The 24,911-nt window shown below is 46.3% G+C and carries 22 protein-coding genes; 2 read left to right on the top strand and 20 right to left on the bottom strand.

Annotation, left to right across the window (positions count from 1 at the left end; translation table 11 throughout):
* Window positions 1-9 precede the first annotated feature (9 nt).
* Window positions 10-687 carry a glutamic-type intramembrane protease PrsW gene (gene prsW, locus NOM72_RS04910; protein WP_023468651.1) on the bottom strand — a complete coding sequence of 226 codons (678 nt, stop codon included), beginning with the start codon at window positions 685-687 and terminating at the stop codon, window positions 10-12.
* 168 nt (window positions 688-855) lie between these two features.
* Between prsW and NOM72_RS04905 the strand changes: the two genes are divergently transcribed.
* Window positions 856-1,824 carry an asparaginase gene (locus NOM72_RS04905; protein WP_058713740.1) on the top strand — a complete coding sequence of 323 codons (969 nt, stop codon included), beginning with the start codon at window positions 856-858 and terminating at the stop codon, window positions 1,822-1,824.
* A 53-nt stretch (window positions 1,825-1,877) separates the two neighbouring features.
* On the opposite strand, the gene NOM72_RS04900 is transcribed toward NOM72_RS04905, so the two are convergent.
* From NOM72_RS04900 to NOM72_RS04865, 8 genes are all read right to left on the bottom strand, one after another.
* Window positions 1,878-2,867 (bottom strand): YpdA family putative bacillithiol disulfide reductase, encoded by a 990-nt coding sequence (locus tag NOM72_RS04900; RefSeq protein ID WP_174316411.1) that lies wholly within the window; start codon window positions 2,865-2,867, stop codon window positions 1,878-1,880.
* Window positions 2,868-2,988: 121 nt separating this feature from the next.
* Window positions 2,989-4,254, bottom strand: coding sequence for a Glu/Leu/Phe/Val family dehydrogenase (locus NOM72_RS04895; protein ID WP_023468654.1), 1,266 nt, complete (start codon window positions 4,252-4,254; stop codon window positions 2,989-2,991).
* Between the two features lie 134 nt (window positions 4,255-4,388).
* Window positions 4,389-5,333 carry a D-alanine--D-alanine ligase gene (locus NOM72_RS04890; protein ID WP_023468655.1) on the bottom strand — a complete coding sequence of 315 codons (945 nt, stop codon included), beginning with the start codon at window positions 5,331-5,333 and terminating at the stop codon, window positions 4,389-4,391.
* Window positions 5,334-5,472: 139 nt separating this feature from the next.
* Window positions 5,473-6,063 carry an adaptor protein MecA gene (locus NOM72_RS04885; RefSeq protein WP_023468656.1) on the bottom strand — a complete coding sequence of 197 codons (591 nt, stop codon included), beginning with the start codon at window positions 6,061-6,063 and terminating at the stop codon, window positions 5,473-5,475.
* 58 nt (window positions 6,064-6,121) lie between these two features.
* On the bottom strand, window positions 6,122-7,006 hold the full coding sequence (locus NOM72_RS04880; RefSeq protein ID WP_023468657.1) for a MerR family transcriptional regulator: 885 nt from the start codon (window positions 7,004-7,006) through the stop codon (window positions 6,122-6,124).
* Between the two features lie 71 nt (window positions 7,007-7,077).
* Window positions 7,078-7,272, bottom strand: a complete 195-nt coding sequence (locus NOM72_RS04875) for a hypothetical protein (protein ID WP_023468658.1) — start codon at window positions 7,270-7,272, stop codon at window positions 7,078-7,080.
* A gap of 43 nt (window positions 7,273-7,315) precedes the next feature.
* Window positions 7,316-8,746, bottom strand: coding sequence for a RecQ family ATP-dependent DNA helicase (locus tag NOM72_RS04870; protein WP_041255143.1), 1,431 nt, complete (start codon window positions 8,744-8,746; stop codon window positions 7,316-7,318).
* Window positions 8,746-9,768 (bottom strand): YpbB family protein, encoded by a 1,023-nt coding sequence (locus NOM72_RS04865; RefSeq protein WP_023468660.1) that lies wholly within the window; start codon window positions 9,766-9,768, stop codon window positions 8,746-8,748. Before NOM72_RS04865 ends, NOM72_RS04870 begins: the two co-directional genes overlap by 1 nt.
* A 230-nt stretch (window positions 9,769-9,998) precedes the next feature.
* Between NOM72_RS04865 and NOM72_RS04860 the strand changes: the two genes are divergently transcribed.
* Window positions 9,999-10,247: a ferredoxin gene (locus tag NOM72_RS04860; protein ID WP_023468661.1), complete on the top strand. Its 249-nt coding sequence runs from the start codon at window positions 9,999-10,001 to the stop codon at window positions 10,245-10,247.
* A gap of 129 nt (window positions 10,248-10,376) precedes the next feature.
* Here the strand turns inward: NOM72_RS04860 and NOM72_RS04855 are convergent, their stop codons facing one another.
* From NOM72_RS04855 to NOM72_RS04805, 11 genes are all read right to left on the bottom strand, one after another.
* The gene (locus NOM72_RS04855; protein WP_023468662.1) at window positions 10,377-11,336 is read right to left on the bottom strand and encodes an ABC transporter permease; all 960 of its coding nucleotides are present in this window, start codon (window positions 11,334-11,336) and stop codon (window positions 10,377-10,379) included.
* Window positions 11,336-12,406 carry an ABC transporter permease gene (locus NOM72_RS04850; protein ID WP_029342028.1) on the bottom strand — a complete coding sequence of 357 codons (1,071 nt, stop codon included), beginning with the start codon at window positions 12,404-12,406 and terminating at the stop codon, window positions 11,336-11,338. The genes NOM72_RS04855 and NOM72_RS04850 overlap by 1 nt, the downstream gene beginning before the upstream one ends.
* Window positions 12,403-13,932: an ABC transporter ATP-binding protein gene (locus NOM72_RS04845; RefSeq protein ID WP_029342029.1), complete on the bottom strand. Its 1,530-nt coding sequence runs from the start codon at window positions 13,930-13,932 to the stop codon at window positions 12,403-12,405. The genes NOM72_RS04850 and NOM72_RS04845 overlap by 4 nt, the downstream gene beginning before the upstream one ends.
* Before the next feature lie 66 nt (window positions 13,933-13,998).
* Window positions 13,999-15,072 (bottom strand): BMP family lipoprotein, encoded by a 1,074-nt coding sequence (locus NOM72_RS04840; protein WP_255997965.1) that lies wholly within the window; start codon window positions 15,070-15,072, stop codon window positions 13,999-14,001.
* 129 nt (window positions 15,073-15,201) lie between these two features.
* Window positions 15,202-15,921, bottom strand: coding sequence for a GntR family transcriptional regulator (locus tag NOM72_RS04835; protein WP_023468666.1), 720 nt, complete (start codon window positions 15,919-15,921; stop codon window positions 15,202-15,204).
* Window positions 15,922-16,143: 222 nt separating this feature from the next.
* Window positions 16,144-17,157, bottom strand: coding sequence for a BMP family lipoprotein (locus NOM72_RS04830; RefSeq protein WP_214723578.1), 1,014 nt, complete (start codon window positions 17,155-17,157; stop codon window positions 16,144-16,146).
* Window positions 17,158-17,490: 333 nt separating this feature from the next.
* Window positions 17,491-19,638: an FtsK/SpoIIIE family DNA translocase gene (locus NOM72_RS04825; RefSeq protein WP_255997962.1), complete on the bottom strand. Its 2,148-nt coding sequence runs from the start codon at window positions 19,636-19,638 to the stop codon at window positions 17,491-17,493.
* 68 nt (window positions 19,639-19,706) lie between these two features.
* Window positions 19,707-21,371: a ribonuclease J gene (locus NOM72_RS04820; protein ID WP_023468670.1), complete on the bottom strand. Its 1,665-nt coding sequence runs from the start codon at window positions 21,369-21,371 to the stop codon at window positions 19,707-19,709.
* A 153-nt stretch (window positions 21,372-21,524) separates the two neighbouring features.
* On the bottom strand, window positions 21,525-22,187 hold the full coding sequence (locus NOM72_RS04815; protein WP_023468671.1) for a M15 family metallopeptidase: 663 nt from the start codon (window positions 22,185-22,187) through the stop codon (window positions 21,525-21,527).
* Window positions 22,187-23,446, bottom strand: a complete 1,260-nt coding sequence (locus tag NOM72_RS04810) for a lipid II:glycine glycyltransferase FemX (protein ID WP_029342035.1) — start codon at window positions 23,444-23,446, stop codon at window positions 22,187-22,189. The genes NOM72_RS04815 and NOM72_RS04810 overlap by 1 nt, the downstream gene beginning before the upstream one ends.
* Window positions 23,443-24,891: a UDP-N-acetylmuramoyl-L-alanyl-D-glutamate--2,6-diaminopimelate ligase gene (locus tag NOM72_RS04805; RefSeq protein ID WP_483298312.1), complete on the bottom strand. Its 1,449-nt coding sequence runs from the start codon at window positions 24,889-24,891 to the stop codon at window positions 23,443-23,445. Before NOM72_RS04805 ends, NOM72_RS04810 begins: the two co-directional genes overlap by 4 nt.
* Window positions 24,892-24,911 lie beyond the last annotated feature (20 nt).

Here is a 24,911-nt window from a genome sequence, read left to right as displayed (position 1 = left end):
TCCTACTCTCTATTCGATACCATCTGAATGTTGTTTTTTCCGTTTAAATCGTCGATTCAAACGATTGGCACCTCGTACTTGAAATAATCCGATCGTCCATAAGATAACCATAAAGACGATTGGCAAAAAAGATATACCACCATTTTCCAATATTAACAAATTAAATAAGATATGCGCAAATACCGGAAGCGCAATCGAAAGGGATAGCCAACGATAAGGATGAGGCGAGAATTTCGCCATCCCCATGAAGAATCCCATGATGACCGCAAACAATGCATGCCCAGATACGGGTAAGAGTGCCCGGAAAAGCATATGTTCGACGGTTCCATTCACCATCAGATATAAAATATTCTCAAGCGTTGCGAACCCAAGTGAACAAGCTACCGCGTAAATGATCCCGTCGTAATAATCATTAAACCGTTGATGAATATAGACCGTATAAAAGACGACAAACCATTTGGCGAATTCTTCCGTAACGGCTGTTCGAATCAATTGCACCTCTTCACGCCCACCAAATTCGGTCTGGACGATATAGTCGATGAACATCAAGGGAAAGACGAGTAATATGCCGAAAATGAAACTTCGAAGGATATAGCCGACTGGCTCCGACTCATGTTCGTGACGGAGATAAAAATAAGTTAGGAGTGCGATGCCTGGGGCAACTCCGGAGAAAACGATTTGAACCACGCTTCCTCTCCCCCTTTCTTCCTCATTTATAAGAATAAAGGTTTCTTGGAAAAAAGAAAACGTCCTCGTTGTTTCAAGAGGGAAAAAGGTTACAATATGGGAGAACGAATCGAATCCGTCATAGAAAGTAGGTGAAGGTCTTCTGTCTGTAGACAAGGACCCTTTAGCATGAAATCATTATTACTCATTCATACGGGTGGAACGATCGCCATGGCACAGGATCATGCTGGTCATGTCCTACCAAACGATATCAATCCACTCGACGCCTCACTCCCGCGAGCAACAGATATTGCCAACATCACGACGCGTCACTTCGCAAACTTACCTTCTCCGCACATGACACCTGACATCATGTTGCGTCTAGCCCATTTCATCGAGAGTGAGTTCAAGAAGGAACATTACGACGGCGTCGTCATCACTCACGGCACGGACACACTGGAAGAGACGGCTTATTTCTTACATTTGACGCTTGGTGCACCCGTTCCGATCGTTTTGACAGGAGCTATGCGTTCTTCCAATGAGGTCGGATCCGATGGTGAATTTAATCTGATTACGGCACTTCGTGTCGCTGTCAGTGAAGCTGCGCGCGGAAAAGGTGTTCTCGTCGTCTTCAACGGGGAAATTCATTCGGCATTCAACGTCACAAAAACACATACGTCATCCGTCGATACATTCAAATCCGTTCATTTCGGAAACCTTGGAATGGTAACGAAGGATCATGTCTACTTATTCAATACACCACTCTTAAAACAAACACACATGGTGACTTCGCTCTCAAAACGCGTCGCCGTTCTCAAAGTCTATGCCGGTATGGAACCCGACCTGTTACTTGCTGTGAAACAACTCGGCTATGATGGACTCGTCCTTGAAGTCCTTGGTCAAGGAAATGTACCACCAAGTATCGTAGATGCGATCGCTGAATTGATTACCGTCATGCCGATCGTCATCGTCAGCCGTTGTTTCAACGGAATCGTTCAAGACGTCTATGGATATACGGGTGGCGGACAACAATTAAAAGAACTCGGCGTCATTTTCTCAAATGGACTGAATTCACAAAAAGCACGGCTTAAACTGATGGTCGAACTTGAAATCGATGCTTCACAACTAGAACTCGAAGAATCATTTCGTGTTGAATAAATGAACAAAACCTCTTGATTCGGAAATTTTCCTTCCAAATCAAGAGGTTTTGTTTAGGCTTGTATCGATGCACCACGTAACCGTTCAACAAGATGATTGGCAATACTTGCACCGTGAAAACGACCATTTTCAATGAATATCTTATTGGCGTCATATCCTGCTGCCACGACACCTGCGATATAGATGCCCGGTACATTCGACTCCATCGTCTCTTCGTCATGACTTGGAATACCTGTTTTACGATCAATCGTAATGCCTGTGTCAGCGAACAATCCGACATCGGGTGTGTAACCTGTCATCGCAAACACAAAATCAGCACGGACGGTCTGTTTATCTCCATCTATTTGATAAACCACCTCTTGCTCCGTAATTTCTTCGATTGACGCTCCAAAAATCATCTTGACCTTTTCCGAACGAACGAGAGATTCGAAGTTCGGCAACACCCATGGTTTGATGGATGGACTATACTCCGGTCCACGGTAAAGGACTGTCACACGTGCTCCCGCTTTTTCAAGTTCAATCGCTGCATCGACGCTCGAGTTTTTTCCACCGATAACGACGACATCTTGATCAAAATACGGATGTCCTTCCGTAAAGTAGTGCGAGACATGAGGTAATTCCTCTCCAGGAACATCCATTCGGTTCGGTAAACCATAATAACCTGTCGCAAGCACGACGAAGCGAGCTTCTCGGCTTCTTTTTTCCCCGGAACGCTCCGAATGGATAATAAAATGATCCGCTTGACGTTCAATCCGCTCAACCGTCTCAAACGGACGAATCGTCAACTGTTTTCGTTTGACGACTTCTCGATAATAGACGAGCGCGTCGAGACGTCGCGGTTTTAATTCTTTATTGATAAACGGTATACCACCAATTTCTAACTTCTCACTACTTGAAAAGAACGTTTGATGCGTCGGATAACGATAGATCGCTTCGACGATATTTCCCTTTTCGAGCACTTCGACGTCTAGTCCCCGATCTTGCATTTCGATCGCTGCCGATAACCCACACGGTCCTGCACCGATTACGATACAATCTAACATTCGAATATCTCCTCTTCCGGTTGCTTTTTTTATATCTTAGCAAATCTCTACCATAGACGAAAGAAATTGCAATGCAAAACGCCCGCTCTTCGTAAAGAAGAAGCGGACGTTCATCTTAATATTAGACCCAGCCACGGAAACGAGATGCTTCCGCCATCTTCCGGACACCTACCATATAAGCGGCAAGTCGCATGTCGACATTTCGCGTCTGCGCTGTCTGATAGACTTGGTTGAACGAGTTCACGAGTACTTTTTCAAGTTTCTCGTGTACTTCCTCTTCCGTCCAGTAATATCCTTGGTTGTTCTGTACCCATTCGAAGTAAGAAACCGTTACGCCACCACTCGAAGCAAGAACATCCGGAACGATCAAAATGTCACGTTCAGCGAGAATTTTCGTCGCTTCGTTCGTCGTCGGACCGTTAGCCGCTTCAACGACGATCGCTGCTTTGATATCGTGCGCATTGTCTTCTGTGATTTGATTCTCGATTGCTGCCGGAACAAGAATATCACATTCAAGTTCAAGCAATTCTTTATTCGAGATCGTATTTTTGAACAATGTCGTCACGGTACCGAACGAGTCACGACGGTCGAGTAGGTATGGAATATCGAGACCGTTTGGATCATGGAGTGCCCCGTACGCATCGCTGATCGCGATGACTTTTGCACCTAAATCATACATGAATTTCGATAAGAAACTTCCGGCGTTGCCGAATCCTTGAACGACGACACGTGCGCCTTCGAGCGAGATACCCTTTTTAGCAGCCGCTTCCCGAATCATGATTGCGACACCTTTCGCCGTCGCTGTCTCACGACCGTGTGAGCCACCGAGGACGAGCGGTTTCCCTGTAATGAAACCAGGTGAGTTGAATTCATCGATTCGACTGTATTCGTCCATCATCCATGCCATGATTTGCGAGTTCGTGAAGACGTCAGGTGCTGGAATATCCTTCGTCGGTCCAACGATTTGACTGATAGCACGGACATACCCACGGCTGAGACGTTCGATTTCACGGAAGCTCATCTCACGTGGATCACAGATGATTCCGCCTTTCCCGCCGCCGTATGGTAAGTCAACGATACCTGCCTTCAGACTCATCCAGACGGATAATGCTTTGACTTCGACTTCCGTCACGTTCGGGTGGAAACGAATTCCACCTTTCGTTGGTCCAACGGCATCGTTATGTTGCGCACGATATCCTGTGAAGATTTTCGTCGAACCATCATCCATCCGTACCGGAATCCGGACTGTCAACATCCGGAGTGGTTCTTTAAGTAATTCGTACATCTCGTCTGGATAACCAAGTTTCCCTAGTGCCTCCTTGACGATTTCTTGTGTCGCTTCCAGTACGTTCTTGCGATGATTCGCATGTTGTTGGTCAGTGATCATTCCAACGTTCCTCCCCATAAGTGGCATCCCCTATGCCGTTTCCTTGTTCGGATAAAGTATACTCTTTTCTCGAACGTAATGAAAGGGGTTACGCCTATATTTGTAAGCGCTTTCTCACTTCTTTTCCTAGGATATCATTGATTTGGTTGTTTTGTTTGACGATGTCGTTCGATCGCAAGTTCCATGAAATATTCGACCAATTCCGGATATTCAATTCCCACTGCTCGTGCACCGTCCGGGAATAGACTAGTCGAAGTCATACCAGGAAGTGTATTCGTCTCCAAGATGACTGGATTTCCGGATTCCGGCACAAGGAAATCAGATCGCGAGTATCCTGCACAGCCAAGGACTTGATGCGCTTTAACAGCCCATTCTTGAAGTTTTTCTGTCGTTGCTTCATCCAGTTCAGCAGGACAAATATGCTCCGAACCACCGATGGCATATTTGGATTCATAGTCATAAAAGGCGTTCTTCGGAATGATCTCGATGACAGGTAGTGCTTTTTCTGCCCCTTTATGACCGACGACCGGGACTGTCACTTCACGCCCTTTAATGAATTGTTCAACAAGCACTGCATCGTCCGCTTCGAACGCCTTCGCGATTCCTTCACGTAACATCTTCTCGTCTTGAGCAATCGTCAATCCGTTTGATGAGCCTTCTTGTGCTGGTTTGACGACACAAGGAAATTGACCATCCCACTCTGCGATTTTCGCTTCGATATCAGCTCCACGCTCTAACAGCACATCACGGGCGATCGTAATGCCTGCTTTATCAAAGTGAACTTTCGAACGTGCCTTATCCATCGCAAGCGCTGACGCTAACACACCTGAACCTGTATATGGAATGTCTGCCAGTTCAAGCAATGCTTGTACGCGTCCATCTTCACCAATTTTCCCGTGAAGAGCGATGACAGCCACATCTACATCCAGCTGGAAGAGTTCATGCGCTTGATCAGGATGGAAATCAACAGCCGTGACCTCATGCCCTTTACTGTTTAATGCTTCCATGATCGACTTTCCACTGTTTAATGAAACCTCCCGTTCTCCTGAAGTCCCACCGTATAATACTGCCACTTTCATCCTACTTCACTCCTTCTTCTTACGTTCAATGATTATCATACCATCCTTCTGACGATGAAAAAATACAAAATGGTGCCACTTCCAGCAGAAGACAAAAAGGTGCGGCATCCCCCTATGATGGAATGTCGCACCTGATGTTTTACATATTAAACTGTTCGGCTATCGTTGCGACGGCATGTTCCGCCTGAATCGTTTTCCCATACTCCGCCATGACGAGTGGACTTTTCGGGCTCGGCTCACCGTATTCAGACAAAATCGTCGTCACCGTCTGCTCGAGCGCCTCATTCATTCGTTCTTGGAAATAGAGATAGTAGCTTCCCTCGAAGAAGTAGAGGCTACCACCTGTCTCTGTCCGAGGCATATGTCGCAATAATCCATGACTCGCTTGAATGACGTCTTCTAGCGAGTGTAGAGCATATAAGACGTGATGGACGATATCGACTGTCATGCGGATTTCGACTTGATCGAACTCCTCGTTCATCTCTTCTGGCAAATCGCCTTCACGACGTACATCAACGAGCATCCCGTCATTCGGAAAGAATGTAACGAAAAATTCGAGTGTTCCCGCTGCTTGAAAACCAAAATTCGATTCGGCTTCTTCTAATAGATTACGCAATAAAGCTTGTCCCTTCCCGATAGCCAACGTTTCTGGTCGGACGTCGTGAAGCGATAACTCTTGCTTTGTGATGAAGACACGAAGGTGTCCTTGTTTCATTTGTTCAAACCTCATAATAGACTCCTCCAGTCAAAACCGGAAACACAGATGTCTCCGTTCGTTATGAACCATACTATACACCAGTTGTCGGAGTGAGTCGACTTAACCAACTTTTCCAAGATTGATCGTCTGCACCAAGTAAATGTGGACCATATCGTTCCGGGAGCTGATCGACCGCATAACCACCAAGACCAATCTCAAGATCCGGAAAATCAGACATTAGACGTGCTAACGCTTCATCAAGTAACGGTAAATGATCGGATAACGTGCAGGAAAGAATAACGGCTTTCGGTTGCAACTGATGCGTGACAGTCACTAAGTCCTGAACCGGTATACCGGAACCGAGGAAAATGACATCAAATCCAGATTGACGTAAGTAAAGCGTGAAGAAAAGTAGCCCAAGTTCGTGTTCTTCTTCCGGCGCGCAGACACAGACGATTCGCGGTAAAAATGGATTGATCGGCATCTGTAACGACAGTGTCGAGAGGCGAGCTCTTAGAAATGCCGTCGCAAAATGCTCATGCGCAATCGTAATCTCTCCCGACTCCCACTTCACTCCAATCTCATGTAAGAGCGGACCGACGATGTCCTGAATGACTTTATCGAAGCTAAACATCGAGAATGCTTTATTCATAATGTCGTGCGCATGTCGTTCTTCAAAGTTCGTCAATGCCTGGAACAACTGATCTCGCAGTTCGACTCCATAATCGTGCGGTACCTCAGCCCGATTAACAGGCATCTCATACAACTGGATTGCTTTAGAGACAGACAATCCCTCTTTTTGTTTATCGACGATCCAGCGTAATTTCGCGACGTCGTTATCACTATAAATGCGATGTCCGGATTCACTTCGATCCGGATCGAGCACCTGATATCTCCGCTCCCAAGCACGAATGGTCGTCGGGTTGAGTCCCACTAACGCAGCGACTGCTTTGATATTATATTTCCCACGATCCATGCATCGTGCCTCCTTCCCCTTCCTTTCTAGTATACGCTGAAAGGAAAAAAATCTCCGTTCACAATGTGCCCTTACATCATGAAACCGATGGAGACGAAGGCGATGATGATCGTGATCATGAGTACCGTCAGCGTGATTGCTAGCGGATTTTTTCGAAACGGTTGTTTCAATCGCTCGTTACGAACGTGTTCGATACGCGAAGAACGCGGTGGCAATGACTGATCCTCTTCGTTCTGATGCAACCGTCGTTGATCTTGTTTACTCAATGTTTATCACCTTTTCTTGAAAAATATAACGATATTGTCTAGTTTACACCGAATCTAGTGATGAAAAAAAGACTTGTTCTAAACGCATTTTCCAATCTACCGGTTGATGGGTCTTTCTCTTCACCGGATTTTCCCATTCAATCGTTCCGCACACATCACAACACCGTGGTTGTACGATTGCCTGCTCATCAAAATGATGCAACAACATCGTACGGCGACATTCGTTCCGATGAATGTAGTCCATCATCAGGTTGACCTCTTGTCTTTTTAATTGTTTACGTTCCGTTTGCCACTGGATGATGCGTTCCTTCGACCACCCGTTCTCGAGTTGCGATTTGAGTAATCGATATGCCGGATCTTCCGGATTAAGACGAAGACGATTTTCCATCTTGGCATAGGATTCGCCTTGATTCATCCCTTGTTGCAATTGATCGATCCATAAGACGGGTGCATATTGCGTGTCGATCAAGTACGTCTGTAATTGTTCATCTTGAGCAGCGTAGAGTAAAATCGCCGTTGCCTCTTTACCATCACGACCAGCACGTCCGACTTCCTGCATATAGGCTTCAATCGTCGCAGGCATCGTATAGTGAATGACCGTTCGGACGTTACCTTTATCGACACCCATTCCGAACGCACTCGTACACACGAGACAGTCCATCTCATCATGAAGAAACTGTTGTTGAACAAGTTGGCGATCTTCTATCGTCAACCCAGCATGATAATAGGTCGCACCGTCAATGATTCCAGCAATTCGTTCCGCTTCTTTACGGGTCGTCGTATAGATGACGCATGGGCGAACGATGCGTTCCATCCACCGAGCAACTGCCGCATCTTTTTCTTCTCGATCAACGCGATCGACAACATATTGGATTTCTGGTCGGTTGACAGAACGACGGATGATTTGTGGCTCATGCATACGCAGTTGTGTTCGAATATCTTGCTCGACAGCACGAGTTGCTGTTGCCGTTAAGGCGAGACATGGTGGAAGGCCGAGTTCTTGTCGAATGTGACCAAGTCTTGCATACTCCGGTCGAAATTCGTGACCCCATTGGGAGATACAATGCGCCTCATCTACGACGAAGAGCGCAATCTTTACCTGTTTTAGCCGAGCCCGAATCTGCGGCAGCGCGAGTTGCTCCGGTGATAAGTAAAGATATCGTAGATGTTCGAGTACAGATAAAATCTGTTCTTTCTCTTCTCGCGTCTCGACAGATGTTAATTTAGCGACAGATCGCTCTCCTCGGCGCTTGATTTGCATGACCTGGTCTTCAATCAACGAGAGTAACGGAGACAAAATTAACGTCAGCCCTTCATTTTGTACATAAGAAGGAAATTGATAACAGACAGACTTTCCTCCACCTGTCGGCAAAATTGCTAGTGTATCTGTTCCGTTTAGGATGGCATCGATGATTTGGCGTTGCCCTGGTCGAAATGCTTCGTAACCAAAATGACGATGCAATAACGCTTCCATTACATTCCCTCCCATTTACTACGTGCTAACACCAATCGAATTTGAAAATAAGATATATCGGATTGCATCTCACTCTTGATTCGCTTTAGCGCGTAGGTTCCGAGTCGCTGTGCAATCTGTCGTACCTCTTCTTGCTGAGATGGCGTGACAAAATGATCCAGCGGAAACGAAGGAGCATACATCGCAATCTCAACGAGATGATCTTCCATCGTACTATTTTTTAATCGTCTTCGGATCGCAACCGCTTCAACGGTTAACCCCTGTTGCAATAACTCCCATGTCGTTTGCGCAGACTGCGTCATTTTTGTCGTGTGTAGATCAGCGCCTATTTGCTTTAAAAGTGGTGTTTTTTCCAAGTCATCGATGCACTTTCGCCAAGCGATCGTAAATTCGTATTGGACAGTCTCCACATCTGTTTTCATCATTTGAGCTAATTGTGGATAAGACCATCCTGCTTGCACGCCAGACAAGCGGTAACTAATTAATGTCGCATCTCGTTCTGATAAGCGCTCAAGGAGAAATATCAACTCTTGCTGCATATCATGTAACCATTCTGCTCGATTCGAGATGGTCGGAAGAACACTTTTTACCCATTCACGGACGATGGTTTCCTGTTGCACAGGAATGAACGGCTGTTTTGCTTCCAAGCAAATCATCGTTTGAACCAAAAGGCTGAGTCGTTTCCACATCATCTCAGCATAACCACGAAGTTCTCCACCTAGTTGATCAATGATCGCACGATCCGTTTGATTTATTAGTCGTGCGCCTTCGTGCGTCAGTCGCAAGGTCTCTTGCCGCTCAATCCAATTCTTCTGCGCGAGTTCAGCCAAGATTGTTTCGAATCGTTGTTTACTGACTAATACAGTACCGAACACCGATTCCAAATCATAAAAATGGGCATCTTGCAGAGAAGTCGCTGATTTCTTTCCTTGAAAAACATGATAAAGACTCCGGTCTGATCGTTCATTTCGAAGGCGCTGAATCGATTCCAGAAAAATACGCTCGAGTAAAGAAACTTCCATATGTCACGCTCCCTTCTAATGTAAATTGTTTATCAATTTGAAGATGATTTCCCATCCTTTTTCTTTTCGTTACGTTTTAGACATACTATTTGCGGGCATGTGATGATATATACATTTTCTGTTGTCACTTACGCTTCGTCATTGAAATGCAACGATGAGTCCGATACAATGACATATAGATGAGAACAGCGTGTTTCAATAATGTTTTCGTATAGAGAGGAGACCGTTCAATGGCTAAATTTACGATTGTCGACAAAGATACTTGCATCGCTTGTGGTGCTTGTGGAGCAGCGGCACCAGATATCTATGATTATGATGATGAGGGTTTGGCGTATGTCATTCTTGATGATAACAATGGTACTGCCGAAATTCCAGAAGCATTATTCGACGATATGATTGATGCATTCGAAGGTTGCCCGACGGATTCAATCAAAGTAGCAGATGAATCGTTCGATGGCGATGCGTTAAAATTCGAATAAGTGAATAAAAAAAGATGTTTCCTCGCGAAGCATCTTTTTTTATTGGACTTTTTCTCATTCAATCTATCGATTATCTAAAAAAACCGGACATCGCCAATTGGCAACATCCGGTCTATGATTAGTAAAAATTTAGCGTTTTCCTTTGATATACGGTACACCGACAGCTTTTGGTGCATCCGCACGACCAACGACACCAGCAAGTGCTAAGATCGTCAATAAATACGGCGCAATCAACAGATACACTTGTGGAATTTGATCGAGTAACGGCAATTGCTGACCGATGATCGAAATCGCTTGAGCGAACCCGAAGAAGAGGGCTGCCCCCATGGCACCGAGTGGATTCCATTTTCCGAAGATCATCGCCGCAATCGCGAGGAAGCCTTGACCGAGAATCGTCGTCACACTGAAGTTCAATGAAATCGACGTCGCGTAGACAGCACCAGCAAGACCACCGAAACCACCAGAGATCATAACACCGATGAAACGCATCTTCGTGACGTTGATTCCCATCGTGTCCGCTGCCATCGGGTGTTCCCCGACAGAACGTAAACGAAGACCAAATGGTGTCTTGAAGATGATGTACCAGGCGACGAACGCGAGAACGATCGCGATATACGATGTGTAGTAGACGTTCGCGAAGAACATCTTCAAGACTGGAATATCAGACAAGAATGGTACATTTTCTTTCGAAATCCGGTTTGGAATCGAATCCGTCTGTCCTTTACTGTAAAGTGCCCGGACAAGGAAGATCGCAAGACCGACCGCAAGCAAGTTGATCGCTACTCCAAGAACCGTTTGGTCTGCTCGGAAGAGGATTGCTGGAATCGCAAGGAACAGTGAGAAAACTGCCCCAACGACGATCGCGATGAGCATCGCAAGCCAAGGACTCGCAGCACCTAAGCCCATTTTCGATAAAGTCAATGCCGTGACGACACCTGTGAAGGCACCCATGACCATTAATCCTTCTAACGCGATGTTGACGACGCCAGAACGCTCACTGAAAATGCCGCCAAGTGCTGCAATGATTAACGGAGCCGAATAGGCGAGCGCGATTGGCACGATGATATAAAGTACTTCAAGAAAGCCCATTATTGACCGGCTCCTTTCGCTTTTTTAGATTCTTTCTTAACCGTGAACTTCTCGATGACGAGACGAATCGCGTAACCCGAAGCCACGAAGATGATGATGAATGCGATGATGATTTTGATCAGTTCCGGTGGAATACCAATCTGTTGCATCGACAGACCACCGATGTTGAGTCCTGCAAACAGTAACGCCGCGAGAACGACACCGATCGGGTTATTCGCACCTAACAAGGCAACCGCGATTCCGTCGAATCCAACACCTGTGAAGGACGCGTTCAATGTCATATTTTGGAACGTCCCAAGACCTTCCATCGCTCCAGCGAGACCTGCGAACACACCTGAGATGACGAACGATAAGATGATGTTTCGGTTAACGCCCATCCCTGCATATTCTGCAGCATTTTTATTGAATCCAACTGCTCGGAGTTCATAACCAAGCGTTGTTTTCCACAAAATGAACCAGAAGACGAGGGCAGCGATGACTGCGATGAAAATCCCGTTATGCAATCGTGAAAAATCCGTCATCTCTTGTAAGAACGGTGAAGCAAGGGATGCTGATTCCTTGACTGACTCCGTCCGCTCGTTCGTAATACCGATGACATGACGTAAAATATCATTCGTCACATACAATGCGATATAGTTCATCATGATTGACGTGATGACTTCATGCACATGAAACTTCGCTTTTAAGATACCAGGAATCGATGCCCAAAGTGCACCTGCTAAACCTGCTCCAATTAGAGCAAGCGGTAAATGAATCGCCATCGGTAGATCAAACTCAATCCCAATCCAAACTGCGACCATCCACCCGACGAGAACCTGACCTTCAACCCCGATGTTAAAGAGTCCAGTTCGGAAAGCAAACGCGACAGCAAGACCGGCAAAGATCAACGGAGCTGCTGCTCGCAATGTTTCACCGATGCTGTATGGTTCGCCAAAAATACCATAGAATAACTGATCAAAACCGGCAATCGGATCATACCCGCCGATGACCATGACGATCGCCCCGACGACCATTCCAAGGATGATGGAAAGAATCGGAATGAGGATGCCGTAAAAACGCTCTAACTTCATGAATGACCTACCTCCTCTTTCTTACCGCCGGCCATCAAGAAGCCAAGCTCGATCTCATTCGTTTCTTTTGGATCCAAGAAGGCAACTGTTTTTCCTTCATAAAGAACGGCAATCCGATCTGATACTTGAAGAATTTCTTCGAGTTCGAATGAAATCAACAAGACAGCGCGACCTTTTTCGCGTTCAAGAACCAACTGTTCATGAATGAACTCGATTGCTCCGACATCAAGACCACGTGTCGGTTGTGCTGCAATCAATAAGTCTGGTGAACGATCGACTTCACGCGCAATGATCGCTTTTTGCTGGTTACCACCTGACAAGGCACGAGCAAACGTCTCTGGACTTGGAGTTCGGACGTCGAACTTCTCGATGAGCGTTTTTGCTTTTTCCATGACTTGTTTATAGTTCATGATGCCTGCTTTTGAATACGGTTGTTTGTAATACGTTTGTAAGACCATGTTATGTCCGATTGAATAATCGAGGACAAGTCCATGTTTATGACGGTCTTGCGGAATGTGACCGACACCTGATTCCGTCACTTTACGTGGCTTCAAGTTTTTGATCGATTTATTGTTGAGGAAGATTTCTCCACTATCCGCTTTACGGAGACCAGTGATGGCTTCAATCAATTCCGTTTGCCCGTTTCCGTCGATTCCGGCAATTCCGACGATCTCTCCGGCACGAATGTCGAGATTTAATCCATCGACGGCTTTGATGCCGCGACTGTCCTTGACGACTAGATCCTTGATGTCGAGAACGAGTTCTTGTGGAGTTGCCTTGGAATACTCCGCATTAAAGTTGACTTCACGACCTACCATCATTTCAGCAAGACGCGACTGTGTCATCGTCTCATCGATATCGACCGTTCCGATATACTTACCACGGCGAATCGTCGTACAGCGATCAGCTACTTCCATGATTTCCTTCAGTTTGTGCGTGATGAGGATGATCGACTTTCCTTCTGCGATCAAGCGATTCATAATCTGAATCAATTCTTTGATCTCTTGTGGTGTCAAGACAGCAGATGGTTCATCGAAGATCAAGATGTCTGCACCACGGTACAACGTCTTTAAAATTTCAACACGCTGTTGCATTCCGACTGAGATATCCTCGATTTTTGCATCAGGATCAACAGCAAGACCATACTGTTCAGAAATCTGGCGTACCTTCTCACGTGCAGTTGCACGGTCGATCTTAATTCCGGCACGTGGCTCTGCACCTAAAATGATGTTTTCAGTAACAGTGAAATTTTGAACGAGCATGAAGTGTTGGTGCACCATACCGATTCCAAGATCGTTCGCGACGTTCGGACTCGTAATATTGGCTTTTTCACCACGTACACGAATTTCTCCAGCCTCAGGCTGATACAAACCAAATAAGACGTTCATCAGCGTCGATTTTCCGGCACCGTTTTCACCAAGTAAAGCGTGAATCTCACCTTTCCGAAGCTGGAGCGTGATGTTATCATTTGCGACGAAACTGCCAAACTCTTTTCTGATGTTTAGCATCTCAATGACGTATTCCAAGAAAATCCACTCCCATGTTTAGTTTAAAAGGGGGAGCCGCAATGCTAGCGACCCCCGCTTTCATTATTATTTCAGTGACGCTTCGTATTCTTTGTACTCGTCGTCTGTCGCTGGGACTTTAACGTCGCCATCGATGATTTGTTTTTTGTACTCTTCGACTTTGTCGAGCGCTTCTTTCGAAACGTTGTCTTTTGAAGGTGCGATATCAACACCGCCGTCTTTCAGACCAAACTCAACGACTTTACCTGCAGGGAAGTTGCCGTCTTTCGTATCTTTAGCGACTTGTTCAACTGCTGTATCAACACGTTTAACCATTGACGTCAATGTGACGTTCTCAGGCATACCTTCTTCGACTTGGTCACGGTCTACACCGATAACCCAAACATCTTCACCGTTTTTCTTACGGTTTTTCGCTTCTGTGAATACCCCTTGTCCTGTACCACCAGCTGCATGATAGATGACGTCGACTTTTTTACCGTACATACCTGAAGCGATCGCTTGTCCTTTTTCAGCAGCGTTGAAGTCTTCTGCATATTGAACTTCGATGTCAGCGTCAGGGTTGACTGCTTTAACACCTGCTTTGAATCCACTTTCGAACTTCTTGATCAAGTCAGAGTTAACGCCGCCGACGAATCCGACTTTATCTGATTTCGTTGTCAAACCAGCAACGACACCAACGAGGAACGATCCTTCATTTTCTTTGAAGACGATTGACGCGACGTTTGGCTTGTCAACGACCATATCGACGAGTGCGAAGTTGCTCTTTTTGAACTGATCCGCTACTTTACCGATATCTTCTCCCATCAAGAATCCGATACCGAGGATCAAGTCGTATTTCGCACGAGCTAATTGCTGAAGGTTTGGTTGGTAATCCGATTGTTTTGCAGATTGAAGATATTTGTAGCCAGTACCTTCTTTTAGGTCGTTGTCTTTTCCGAACTTCTGGATACCTTCCCAAGCAGATTGGTTGAATGATTTATCATCCACGCCGCCTGTATCTGTAACCATACCTACTTTAAAGCCTTCTGATTTGCTGCCGCTACCTGAATCTTTTGAATCGTCGTTGCCACCACATGCTGCAAGGACCGAACTCATTGCTAAACCTGTTGCTGCTAATGCGAGAAGTGACTTCTTTTTCATCTGGAAAATCCCCTTTCGAATATGGTCATACAAAGTTCAAGACTACGTCTAGCACCCGAGGCTGGCGATGAGGAGCGTTACGTAGGTTATGACGGAAAGCGCTTTCAGTATTCATCCTAAAACAATGGCTCACACACGTTTACGGATGACGTGGAAATCAAACTTATCTGCTCGGAAATAGTTCGCTGAAAAAAGAACGGAACGGTCGAGCTCATCATAATGCGTTTGACGCAAAGCGAGCAGAGGTTGGTCCGTATGTAATTGTTCAGCGATTTTCGGATCAATACGTGGCTCGATGTGCGTCACGGCATGCGTGACACGTCGTCCAAGTTCTTTTTCTAAAGCATCAAATAATGATGTCGAAGAGGTGAACTGCTCTTCATTTTTAATATAATGGCTTGGAATCTTATCGATACAATAGACGACAGGAACATCCCCTGCGAGTCGGATTCGTTCGATTCGATAAACCAATTCATCCGGACCAAGTTGAAAACGCTCTCGGTCGCGCTCAGTCGGTTGGACCATCTCGGATGATAACACTTCTGATGTCGGAACCATACCTGCGCGCGCAATCATTTCTGTTACGCTGTACAATTCTTCGATTCCAGAAGTAAACGGTGGTCTTGCATTGATAAACGTACCGACACCGTGTTTACGGATGACGATGTTCTCATCTTCAAGAATTCGTAATGCCTCTCGAAGAGTAGCTCGACTGACGCCAAGTTGCTTTGAAAGTTCAAACTCTGAAGGGAGCTTCTCGCCTTCCTTGTAAACGCCGTCATCGATGTCAGACTTGATCTTTTCAATCACACGTAAATAAAGCAAACGATGATCTAATTTAATCGACATGACGCATCTCCATCCTCTATCTAGTTGTAACCAGTGCTCAGACTTCTGACGTATGAGAACTCCAGCCAAGATAAGTATATGACGCCCAACACAATCCTGCAATCATTTTGTAACAGGTTAGAAGTCTGACTTCTGGCGCTTTTGTAACCCTTTTCATAACGCAATCAATAATGGAAGAAAATAGGGCATTCTACCTAAGAATGCCCCTTCTTTTTTCAACGCTTATTGCTCAGGTACTTCGATTTTTCCAGAAACGACATCTGATTTTGCTTTCTCAAGCGCAGTCAACGTCTTCTTCGAAATCTTTTCAGATGGTACGATATCAACTCCATCTTCTTTCAGACCATAACGAATCGTTTTGCCGCCCTCGAGTTTACCATCCTTCGCTGCGTTTGCTGTATCTTCGACTGCACGGTCGACACGTTTGATGACAGAAGTTAATGTAACGTCTTCCGGCATACCCTCTTCTTTTTGGTCTCGGTCGACACCGATGACTGAGACGTTTTCACCGTTTTTCTTGCGGTTTTTCGCCTCTGTGAAGACACCGTTTCCTGTACCACCTGCTGCTGGGAAGATGATATCTGCGCCTTTACCATACATTCCAGCTGCGATCGCTTGACCTTTTTCTGGAGCTGCGAAGTCTTCTGCGTATTGGACATCGATTTTAATCTTCGGATTGACGGACTTAGCACCTGCTTCGAAACCGGCACGGAAACGCTCGATGACGTCCATCTTCATCCCACCAACGAAACCGATATGATCTTTTTTCGTCTCCATTGCAGCAACAATCCCTGCAAGATATGCTCCTTCATTTTCCTTGAATGTGATCGACGTGACGTTCTTTCCTTCAACGACGTTATCGATGATTGCGAATTGTGTGTCTTTGAATTGATCAGCAACTGTTTTGATATCCTCATTGAACGTGTTCCCGATTCCGAAAACTAAATCTTCTCCCCCACGAGCAAGACGCGATAGATTCGGTTGATAATCTTGTTGCGATTTAGATTGTAGATAAGAGAACCCTTCATTCTTTTGAAGTTTGTTGTCTTTACCGTACGCTTGCAGACCTTCCCAAGCGGATTGATTGAACGATTTATCATCGATCCCACCCTTATCGGCTACCATCGCAACAGAGAATTGATCTTTTTGATCGGCTTTCTCACCTGAACCACCACAAGCAGCAAGACCAACTGTCGCTACTGACATCATCGATACGATTACCTGTTTCTTCTTCATTTCATCCATCTCCTCTGCAATTATGAGAGCGCTTTCATTATCTATTTGTGAAAAAGCCGCTCCCAGCCCTCGTGTTGAAGGTCGGTCACTCATATGACTGAGTATGCCAAAAACATTACTGAAAATCAACAGACGTCTGACAACTATTTTCATGAAAGCGATTTTATTTTTGATGCATTTATTATTTTTTCCAGTCATTTCTATTTATACAAAATCATCATGTCTTTTTTTTTATGTGTCTTTTCTTTTTTCGAGATACCGAGTCTTCTCTATACATTTTTTTAGAAAAGAAAAGGAAGCCTTGGAATATTCCACGACTTCCTTTCTACTCGATTAACGTCCCATGACGCGACGTGGTTTAGATCCTTCAGATGGACCAATCAGACCGTTTTCTTCTAACGCATCAATAAGACGGGCAGCTCGGTTGTAACCGATGCGGTACTTTCGTTGAATCATCGACGTTGATGCCGTCTCTTGTGTCAGAATGAACTGAACGACCTCATCGTATAGTGGATCGTCGACCTCTGTTTCGCCCTCTGGTACATCTTTTGGAATCATCGCTTCAACATACTGTGCCTTTTGCTGACTGATGACATGATTGACGACCTTCTCGACTTCTTCGTCCGATAAAAAGGCTCCTTGTACGCGGACCGGTTTGTTCATGCCGTTACCAAGTAACAACATATCTCCTCGTCCGAGCAATTTATCAGCGCCTCCCGTATCAAGAATCGTCCGCGAGTCAGTCGCACTCGATACACTGAATGCGATCCGCGACGGGATATTCGCCTTGATGACACCGGTGATGATGTCAACACTCGGACGCTGCGTCGCAATGACCATATGAATTCCTGCTGCTCGCGCCATTTGTGCAAGTCGCATGATCGCATCTTCGACTTCGTTTGACGCGACCATCATCAAGTCAGCTAACTCATCGACGATGACAACGATGTACGGTAATCGTTGATGCACTTTCTCCTCTGCGTTCATCTTATCAATGAGTGCATTGTAGCCTTCGATGTTGCGCGCTCCGTTTTGACTGAAGATCTCATAACGGCGTTCCATTTCCGAGACGACCTGTTTTAATGCCTGTGCCGCTTTTTTAGGATCGGTGACGACGGGCGCTAAGAGGTGCGGAATGCCGTTGTAGACGTTCAATTCGACCATTTTCGGGTCAATCATCATCAAGCGGACTTCATCCGGTCGTGCCCGCATCAATATCGAGACAATCATCCCATTGATACAGACCGATTTACCGGAACCCGTCGAACCGGCAACTAAGACGTGTGGCATCTTATTCAACTTCGCTGTCACCGTCTCACCAGAAATGCTTCGTCCGAGTGCGACGAGCAAACGATCGCTGTCCGATTGGACGCTCTCCGCTCCTAGTACTTCTCGAAGTGATACCATGGCGACTTCACGGTTCGGCACCTCGATTCCAACAGCCGCTTTACCCGGAATCGGTGCTTCGATCCGGATATCTTTTGCGGCTAACGCTAGCGCTAAGTCATCGGCGAGTCCCGTGATTCGACTCAGCTTGATTCCTTGTTTTGGTTCAATCTCGTACTTCGTGACACTAGGTCCGAGATGAATCTTTAAAACTTTTGCTCCGATCCCGAACGACTTTAAGGTCGCAATCAATTTCGTCGCATTGTCCTTCAGTCGTTTGTTCTCACCGGACAAGTCTTTTGATGTTGGTTCTGCTAACAAATCAAGCGACGGCAATTGATAACCGTCAGGTGTCTCTGTCATCGTCAACGGTCCTTGTGTCTCCGCTGCTTGCGGTTCAACATGATCCGTGAAACCGATGATCGGAACGTCTTGAATGTTGACGGAAGGATCTTCTGCTTCTTGTTCCGTTTCGATCGGTTCCTCGACAGTTGCTGGTCGCAATGTCTTCGTTTTTTTCTCACGAACCGGTTTCGCTTTCAACTCTTTTTCGACACGAGGACGTGGTGTCCGTTCACGATTGCGAAACTCTTCTGCACGTTCTCGGAGCCCAAGCCACAGCTCTCCATAAAACGATGGGTTTAGTATATGAACGGCCGTTCCGATGAAGAACAGACCAATCAAGAAGGCACCCACGCTCGAAATATAATAAGCTGCGTTTTGATAGAGCCATCCATTGAGAATACCACGTGGTGCTCCGAGCAATAGATCAATCCAGACGACTGAACCCATCAGTAACATCGACCATGCCCATTTTTGAGCACGCGACGCATTCGAGAGGAATAAAAGTAGCACAGCACCGATTCCACCATATAATAAGGAACCGAACTGACCAATTAACCGCTCTCCTCCATCGGCTAGCGTCAGTCCGACTTTCCCGAACTCCCCGAAAGCGAGAACGAAAGCTAATAATGAGACGATTGCGATGATGGTCGCATATGTACGATACGCAATCGGCTGACGTTGTTTCTTCGCTGCCGGTCGTTTCCGTGGCGGCGTTTTTTTTCGTACAGGTTTTCGTTTCGTCGTCGCCATACGTCATCCCTCCTGATAAAAAAACGGCTCAGTGGACCAGGTATTGGTCAATCTGAGCCGCTCGTTTGTTAAATCTCCATGATGATTGGAAGAATCATCGGGCGGCGTTTCGTCTGTTCATAGAGATAAGCACTCAGTTTATCTCGAATCAACGACTTCATCTCCGTCCAATCCAATTCTCCGTTTAATTTACCTTGTAGTTGTTTCGCAACGATTCGGTTTGCTTCGTTGATCATATCCTCTGATTCACGCATGTAGACGAATCCGCGAGAGATGATTTCTGGTCCCGATACGATCGTTTTGTTTTTCCGGCTGATCGTAATGACACAAAGGACGACACCGTCTTGCGATAACAAGCGACGATCACGAAGGACGATGTTTCCGACATCACCCACACCGATTCCGTCGATCAAGACGTTTCCAGCGTTCACTTTGCGTGACATCCGTGCTTTGCGCTTCTCGAACTCAACGACATCCCCATTCTCGATGATGAAGATGTTGTTCGCATTGACGCCAACCGTCTGTGCGAGACGACTGTGTGCCTTTTGCATCCGGAATTCTCCGTGAATCGGTAGGAAGAATTTCGGTTTGATCAAGTTGAGCATCAACTTCAGATCTTCCGCATGACCGTGACCGGACACGTGTACTTTCCGTTGGTTGTAAATGACATTCGCACCAGCACGGAACAAAAGATCGATCGTTTTCGAAACCGACTTTTCGTTACCCGGAATCGGCGAAGCCGCAACGACGACCGTATCGTTCAAGCGAATATTGACTTGCTTATGTGCGTTACGCGCCATTCGTGTCAAGGCTGCCATCGGCTCACCTTGCGATCCTGTCGTCAAGATGACGACTTGGTTGTCGTCGAGGCGGTTGATGTCAGATAGATCAATCAATGTTTTCTGTTTGAAGCGTAAGTAATTCAAACGCTGTGCCACTTCGACGTTATTGACCATGCTACGACCAACGACCGCTACTTTTCGATTGTTCGCTTCTGCTGCCGCAAACACTTGTTGTAGACGATGAATGTTCGAAGCAAATGAAGCGACGATGACACGACCTGGTGCCTCATAGATGACGTCGTTCAGTTCAGAACCGACGATCGATTCTGATCCAGACATCCCTGGTCGCTCTGCATTCGTTGAGTCAGACAGTAAGCAAAGCACTCCCCGTTGACCAATTGCTGCAATCTTCCCGAAATCCGCCTGTTTTCCATCAACTGGTGTGTAATCGAACTTGAAATCCCCTGTATGGACGATCGCACCTTGAGATGTTTGAATACATACCCCGACTGCATCCGGAATCGAGTGGTTGACCCGGAAGAACGTAATAAAATGACCTGCAACGGTTAATTTCGTCTTGGCATCAATTGGACGAAGATCTGCCTTTTTCAATAAACCGGCTTCTTTTAATTTGTGTTCAATCAAACCGAGCGTCAAACGCGTTCCGTAAACCGGTACTTTTAAGTCACGCAAGACGTAACTGAGTGCCCCGATATGATCCTCGTGACCATGGGTAATGAAAATCCCTTGAATCCGCTCTTTGTTTTCTTTTAAATAACTGATGTCTGGAATGACTTTATCGATTCCAAGCATCTCGTCTCCTGGGAACATTAATCCGGCATCGATGACGAAGATGTCCTCGTCGAGTTCGACGACGTACATGTTCTTCCCGATCTCACCGGCGCCACCAAGAGCAAAGACGCTTACTTTTTCCGTCTTCTTCTTTGACACAACATGACCTCCTATAATTCATATTCACTTTTCGTGAGCCGTCCACTTATCACTATCACTATTCTAGCCGAATTTTCACAATCTGCCAACAATCGGACTAGGAAATCTAAAAAAAACGTCATTCCTGCCACATTACTCCAGGAATGACGTTGATCACGTATTCAACAAATCTTCGACTTCTTCCGTTCGTTTCGCTTTTTCCGAACGGCTTGGACGTTCACCAGCCTTCAGTTCGTCGAGCGAATACCCGAACGTCATCTCAAAATGAGGATAGTCGACGAATCGTTTCCAATCGCCTCCCCATTCAAAACCGAGCGCTTTTCCGATATCCGCGACTTCACGCCAATCACTTTTCCCTGACCGATTCCCATCATACTCAAGATCATATGAAATCTCTCCATTCACGAGCTGAACGAAATCGACAGCGAGTCCATAATTGTGCATCGATTCACCACCACGTGCATTCGTGACGACTTCCCCTGCCTTAGAACGTCCTTGTTCATAAAGCGCGTTCTGTTGCTGAATCGAGCGGTATCCTTGCGTAATCTTGATATCGATATTGTAGCACGAATGCGCAACACGGATCAGATCCTTTGCCCCTGCTTCGACAGCTGGGTGGAGACGCTTCAGGTTCGTCTCGCTTGCATTAATTAAGCGATCTTCCCCCGCTACATCTCGTGGACAACTATCAATCCCGAGCTCCGGTTGATCCATTAAAATCGTCGGCATCCGATTCATGGATGCCGCAAGAAACAATCCAATCGCAAACATCGTCAATAAAAATACGATCCAACCGAAGATTGTTCCCCGTTTCATCAGCGGCGAAGCTTCTTCCGAAGTTTTTGTAGAATCGGTAACCCAGTCTCAAGCAACAGATAGAGCGGACGATTGAGTACATAATCGAACTCACCGATTTTTTCAATCATCCGGCTACCCCAACCAGATTTAAAGGCATAGAGTCCCGCGTAATGATCATCCGGGTCTGTCGAACCACTGACTCCACCGAAGTCATAGGAGAGCGCACCATGTTCTTTCGCATATTGCATCATCGTCCACTGCATCAAGTGGTTCGGCATGAATTCCCGGTACTCGTTCGATGAAGCGCCGTATAAGTAATACGAGCGACGACCAGCAAGCGTCAAAAGACCACCAGACAGGATGACACCGTTTGGATGTTTGGCAGCAATCGTCATCAATTCCGTCTTCGACTTCTCGGCTTTTTCGATTTGTGCTGTCGTCTGTTCCAAGCGGTTGTTTAAGCTTTTTAGCTTCTTCTCAGCCGTTTCTTTCTCGAGCTGACGATGAATCTTCGAGAGCTCCTTATCGGCTTGAAGTAATAAGGCTTCCGTATTCTCAAGCGCACGAACGACATCGAGTTTCGTCAAAAACAAGACCGCATCACCTTTTGGGTGAAGATGATCGTACAGATTCTCGAAATAATCCAGACCGCGGATCGAGAAACCATCCCGTTCGCCCGTCTCGACCATCAGTTTCGCAAATGTCTTTAGCCCTTCACGATCCGCTTGTTCGCATACGATACCTTTGCGTTCAGCAAGGCGGACGTTGTAGCGGAACTTCGAATGGAAACCGTCGAAGATCTCTTTTTCTGTCCCTACAAGACTCGTCTCCATCGTAAAGCGTGGCTGCGCGTAGTCAAAACCGCCACCGAAGCCATTATGTTTAAAGCCAAGTCCTTGCATCTCCTGCAACAGACCAGGATATTCTTCCCGCTCGACGTTTGGATCAAATTTAATCGCAATTGCCTTCTGTTGTTTTGCGACACGAATCGCTTCGTCACGAAGGGCGCGAAGTGCGTCCGTATCCGTATAATCGACGACGAAACCGCGCGGTGCATAACAAAGCGTGAACGGTAGCTTCGGTACTTTCTTGAACAAAAGAAGACCAACTCCGGCAATCTCACCGGAAGCCGTTCCGACCGCGATCCGTTCATGTGTCCATCCTGTCGCGCTTTTGACTTCTCCCCATGCTGGAAGCTGGAGTAAGTCGCCTTTGGGATGTGTTTTTACGAATGTTTCAAATTGATCTATGGTTACAACGATTGGTTGATAAGTCACTTCTGTTCCTCCATTTGCCGTATCATCTCTTTGACGATGATTTCCTCATCGAGCGGGAATTTCTCATCCCCAATGATTTGATATTTTTCATGGCCCTTACCGGCTAAGATGACGATATTATCTGGTCGTGCGAGTCGTGCTGCGTAACGCACAGCCTCTTCCCGATCACCGATTTCAACGAACTGATCGTGGGTCATCCCTTTGGCGATGCCGGATGTAATCGACTCATATGCTTCATATCGTGGATCATCCGTTGTGATGACAACGGTTCCTGCGTACGTCGAAGCGAGTTCGCCCATCTTTGGTCGTTTCGTCACATCGCGATTTCCACCTGTCCCGATCAGGAAGACGATCTTTTCCTTCGGTACGTCAACGAGTGCTTTCAGACACTGTTCGATGCCGTCAGGCGTATGCGCATAGTCGACATACACGTTATATCCTTCAATCGGCAAGCGTTGCATCCGACCTTTTGCCGGACGGATTGCTGAAATCGCGCCTGCAATCGTCGCTAGCTCATATCCGCAAGATAAGAGGATCCCTGTCGCAAGCAACAGATTGTAGACGTTGAAGCGACCGATGAAATTCGCCGTGACATCGACTTGTTCTTCCTTGTACAGCATCGTGAACGTCGTTTGTTGAAGCGACTGTTCAATCGCTGTTGCTCGAAGATCAGCTGCGTTGTCGATGCCGTATGTCATGACACGAGCACCTGTCATCATCTCATACAGCTCACTCGTCGGATCATCCGCATTCAAGACCGCGACTTTCTCTGTCGACAGCCGTTGACCGAGTTGTGCAAACAACAATCCTTTGGCACGCGCATAGTTTTCAAACGTTTTGTGGAAATCAAGGTGATCATGCGTCAGATTCGTGAATCCCGCAACGTCGTAATCGACACCCGTTACCCGACCAAGCTCTAATCCATGTGAAGAGACTTCCATGATGACATCTTGGACATCTTCTTCGTGCATCTGATACAGAAAGGCTTGTAACTCGGAGCTTTGTGGTGTCGTATTGCGACTTGGCACGACGCGGTCACCAATCTTGACTTCAACCGTACCGATGATGCCCGTCTTCCGACCAAGGTGCGCTAATATATCACGGACGATCGTCGTCGTCGTCGTTTTCCCATTCGTTCCCGTAATACCAATCATCCGCATCTTTTCAGAAGGATAATCATAGAATTTGCCAGCCAACTCGGCAATGGCACGTGATGTACTACGAACAAGAATGACAGGAATCGACACGTCGACCGGTTGTTCCGCAACGATCGCGACCGCTCCTTGTGCTTCCGCCTGTTTAGCATAGTCGTGTCCATCAACAGTATATCCTTTGATGGCGACGAACAATGTTCCCGGTTTAACATCCCGTGAATCGGTCGTAATGGACGTAACGTCCACTTCTACCATTCGTTCGATTTTTTGCGTCTGTATGACTTGAATCAATTCAGCTAAATTCAACGGTA

This window comes from Exiguobacterium sp. LL15, assembly GCF_024436095.1.
GTDB lineage: Bacteria > Bacillota > Bacilli > Exiguobacteriales > Exiguobacteriaceae > Exiguobacterium_A > Exiguobacterium_A indicum.
This window is presented reverse-complemented; position numbering and strand designations above follow the sequence as displayed.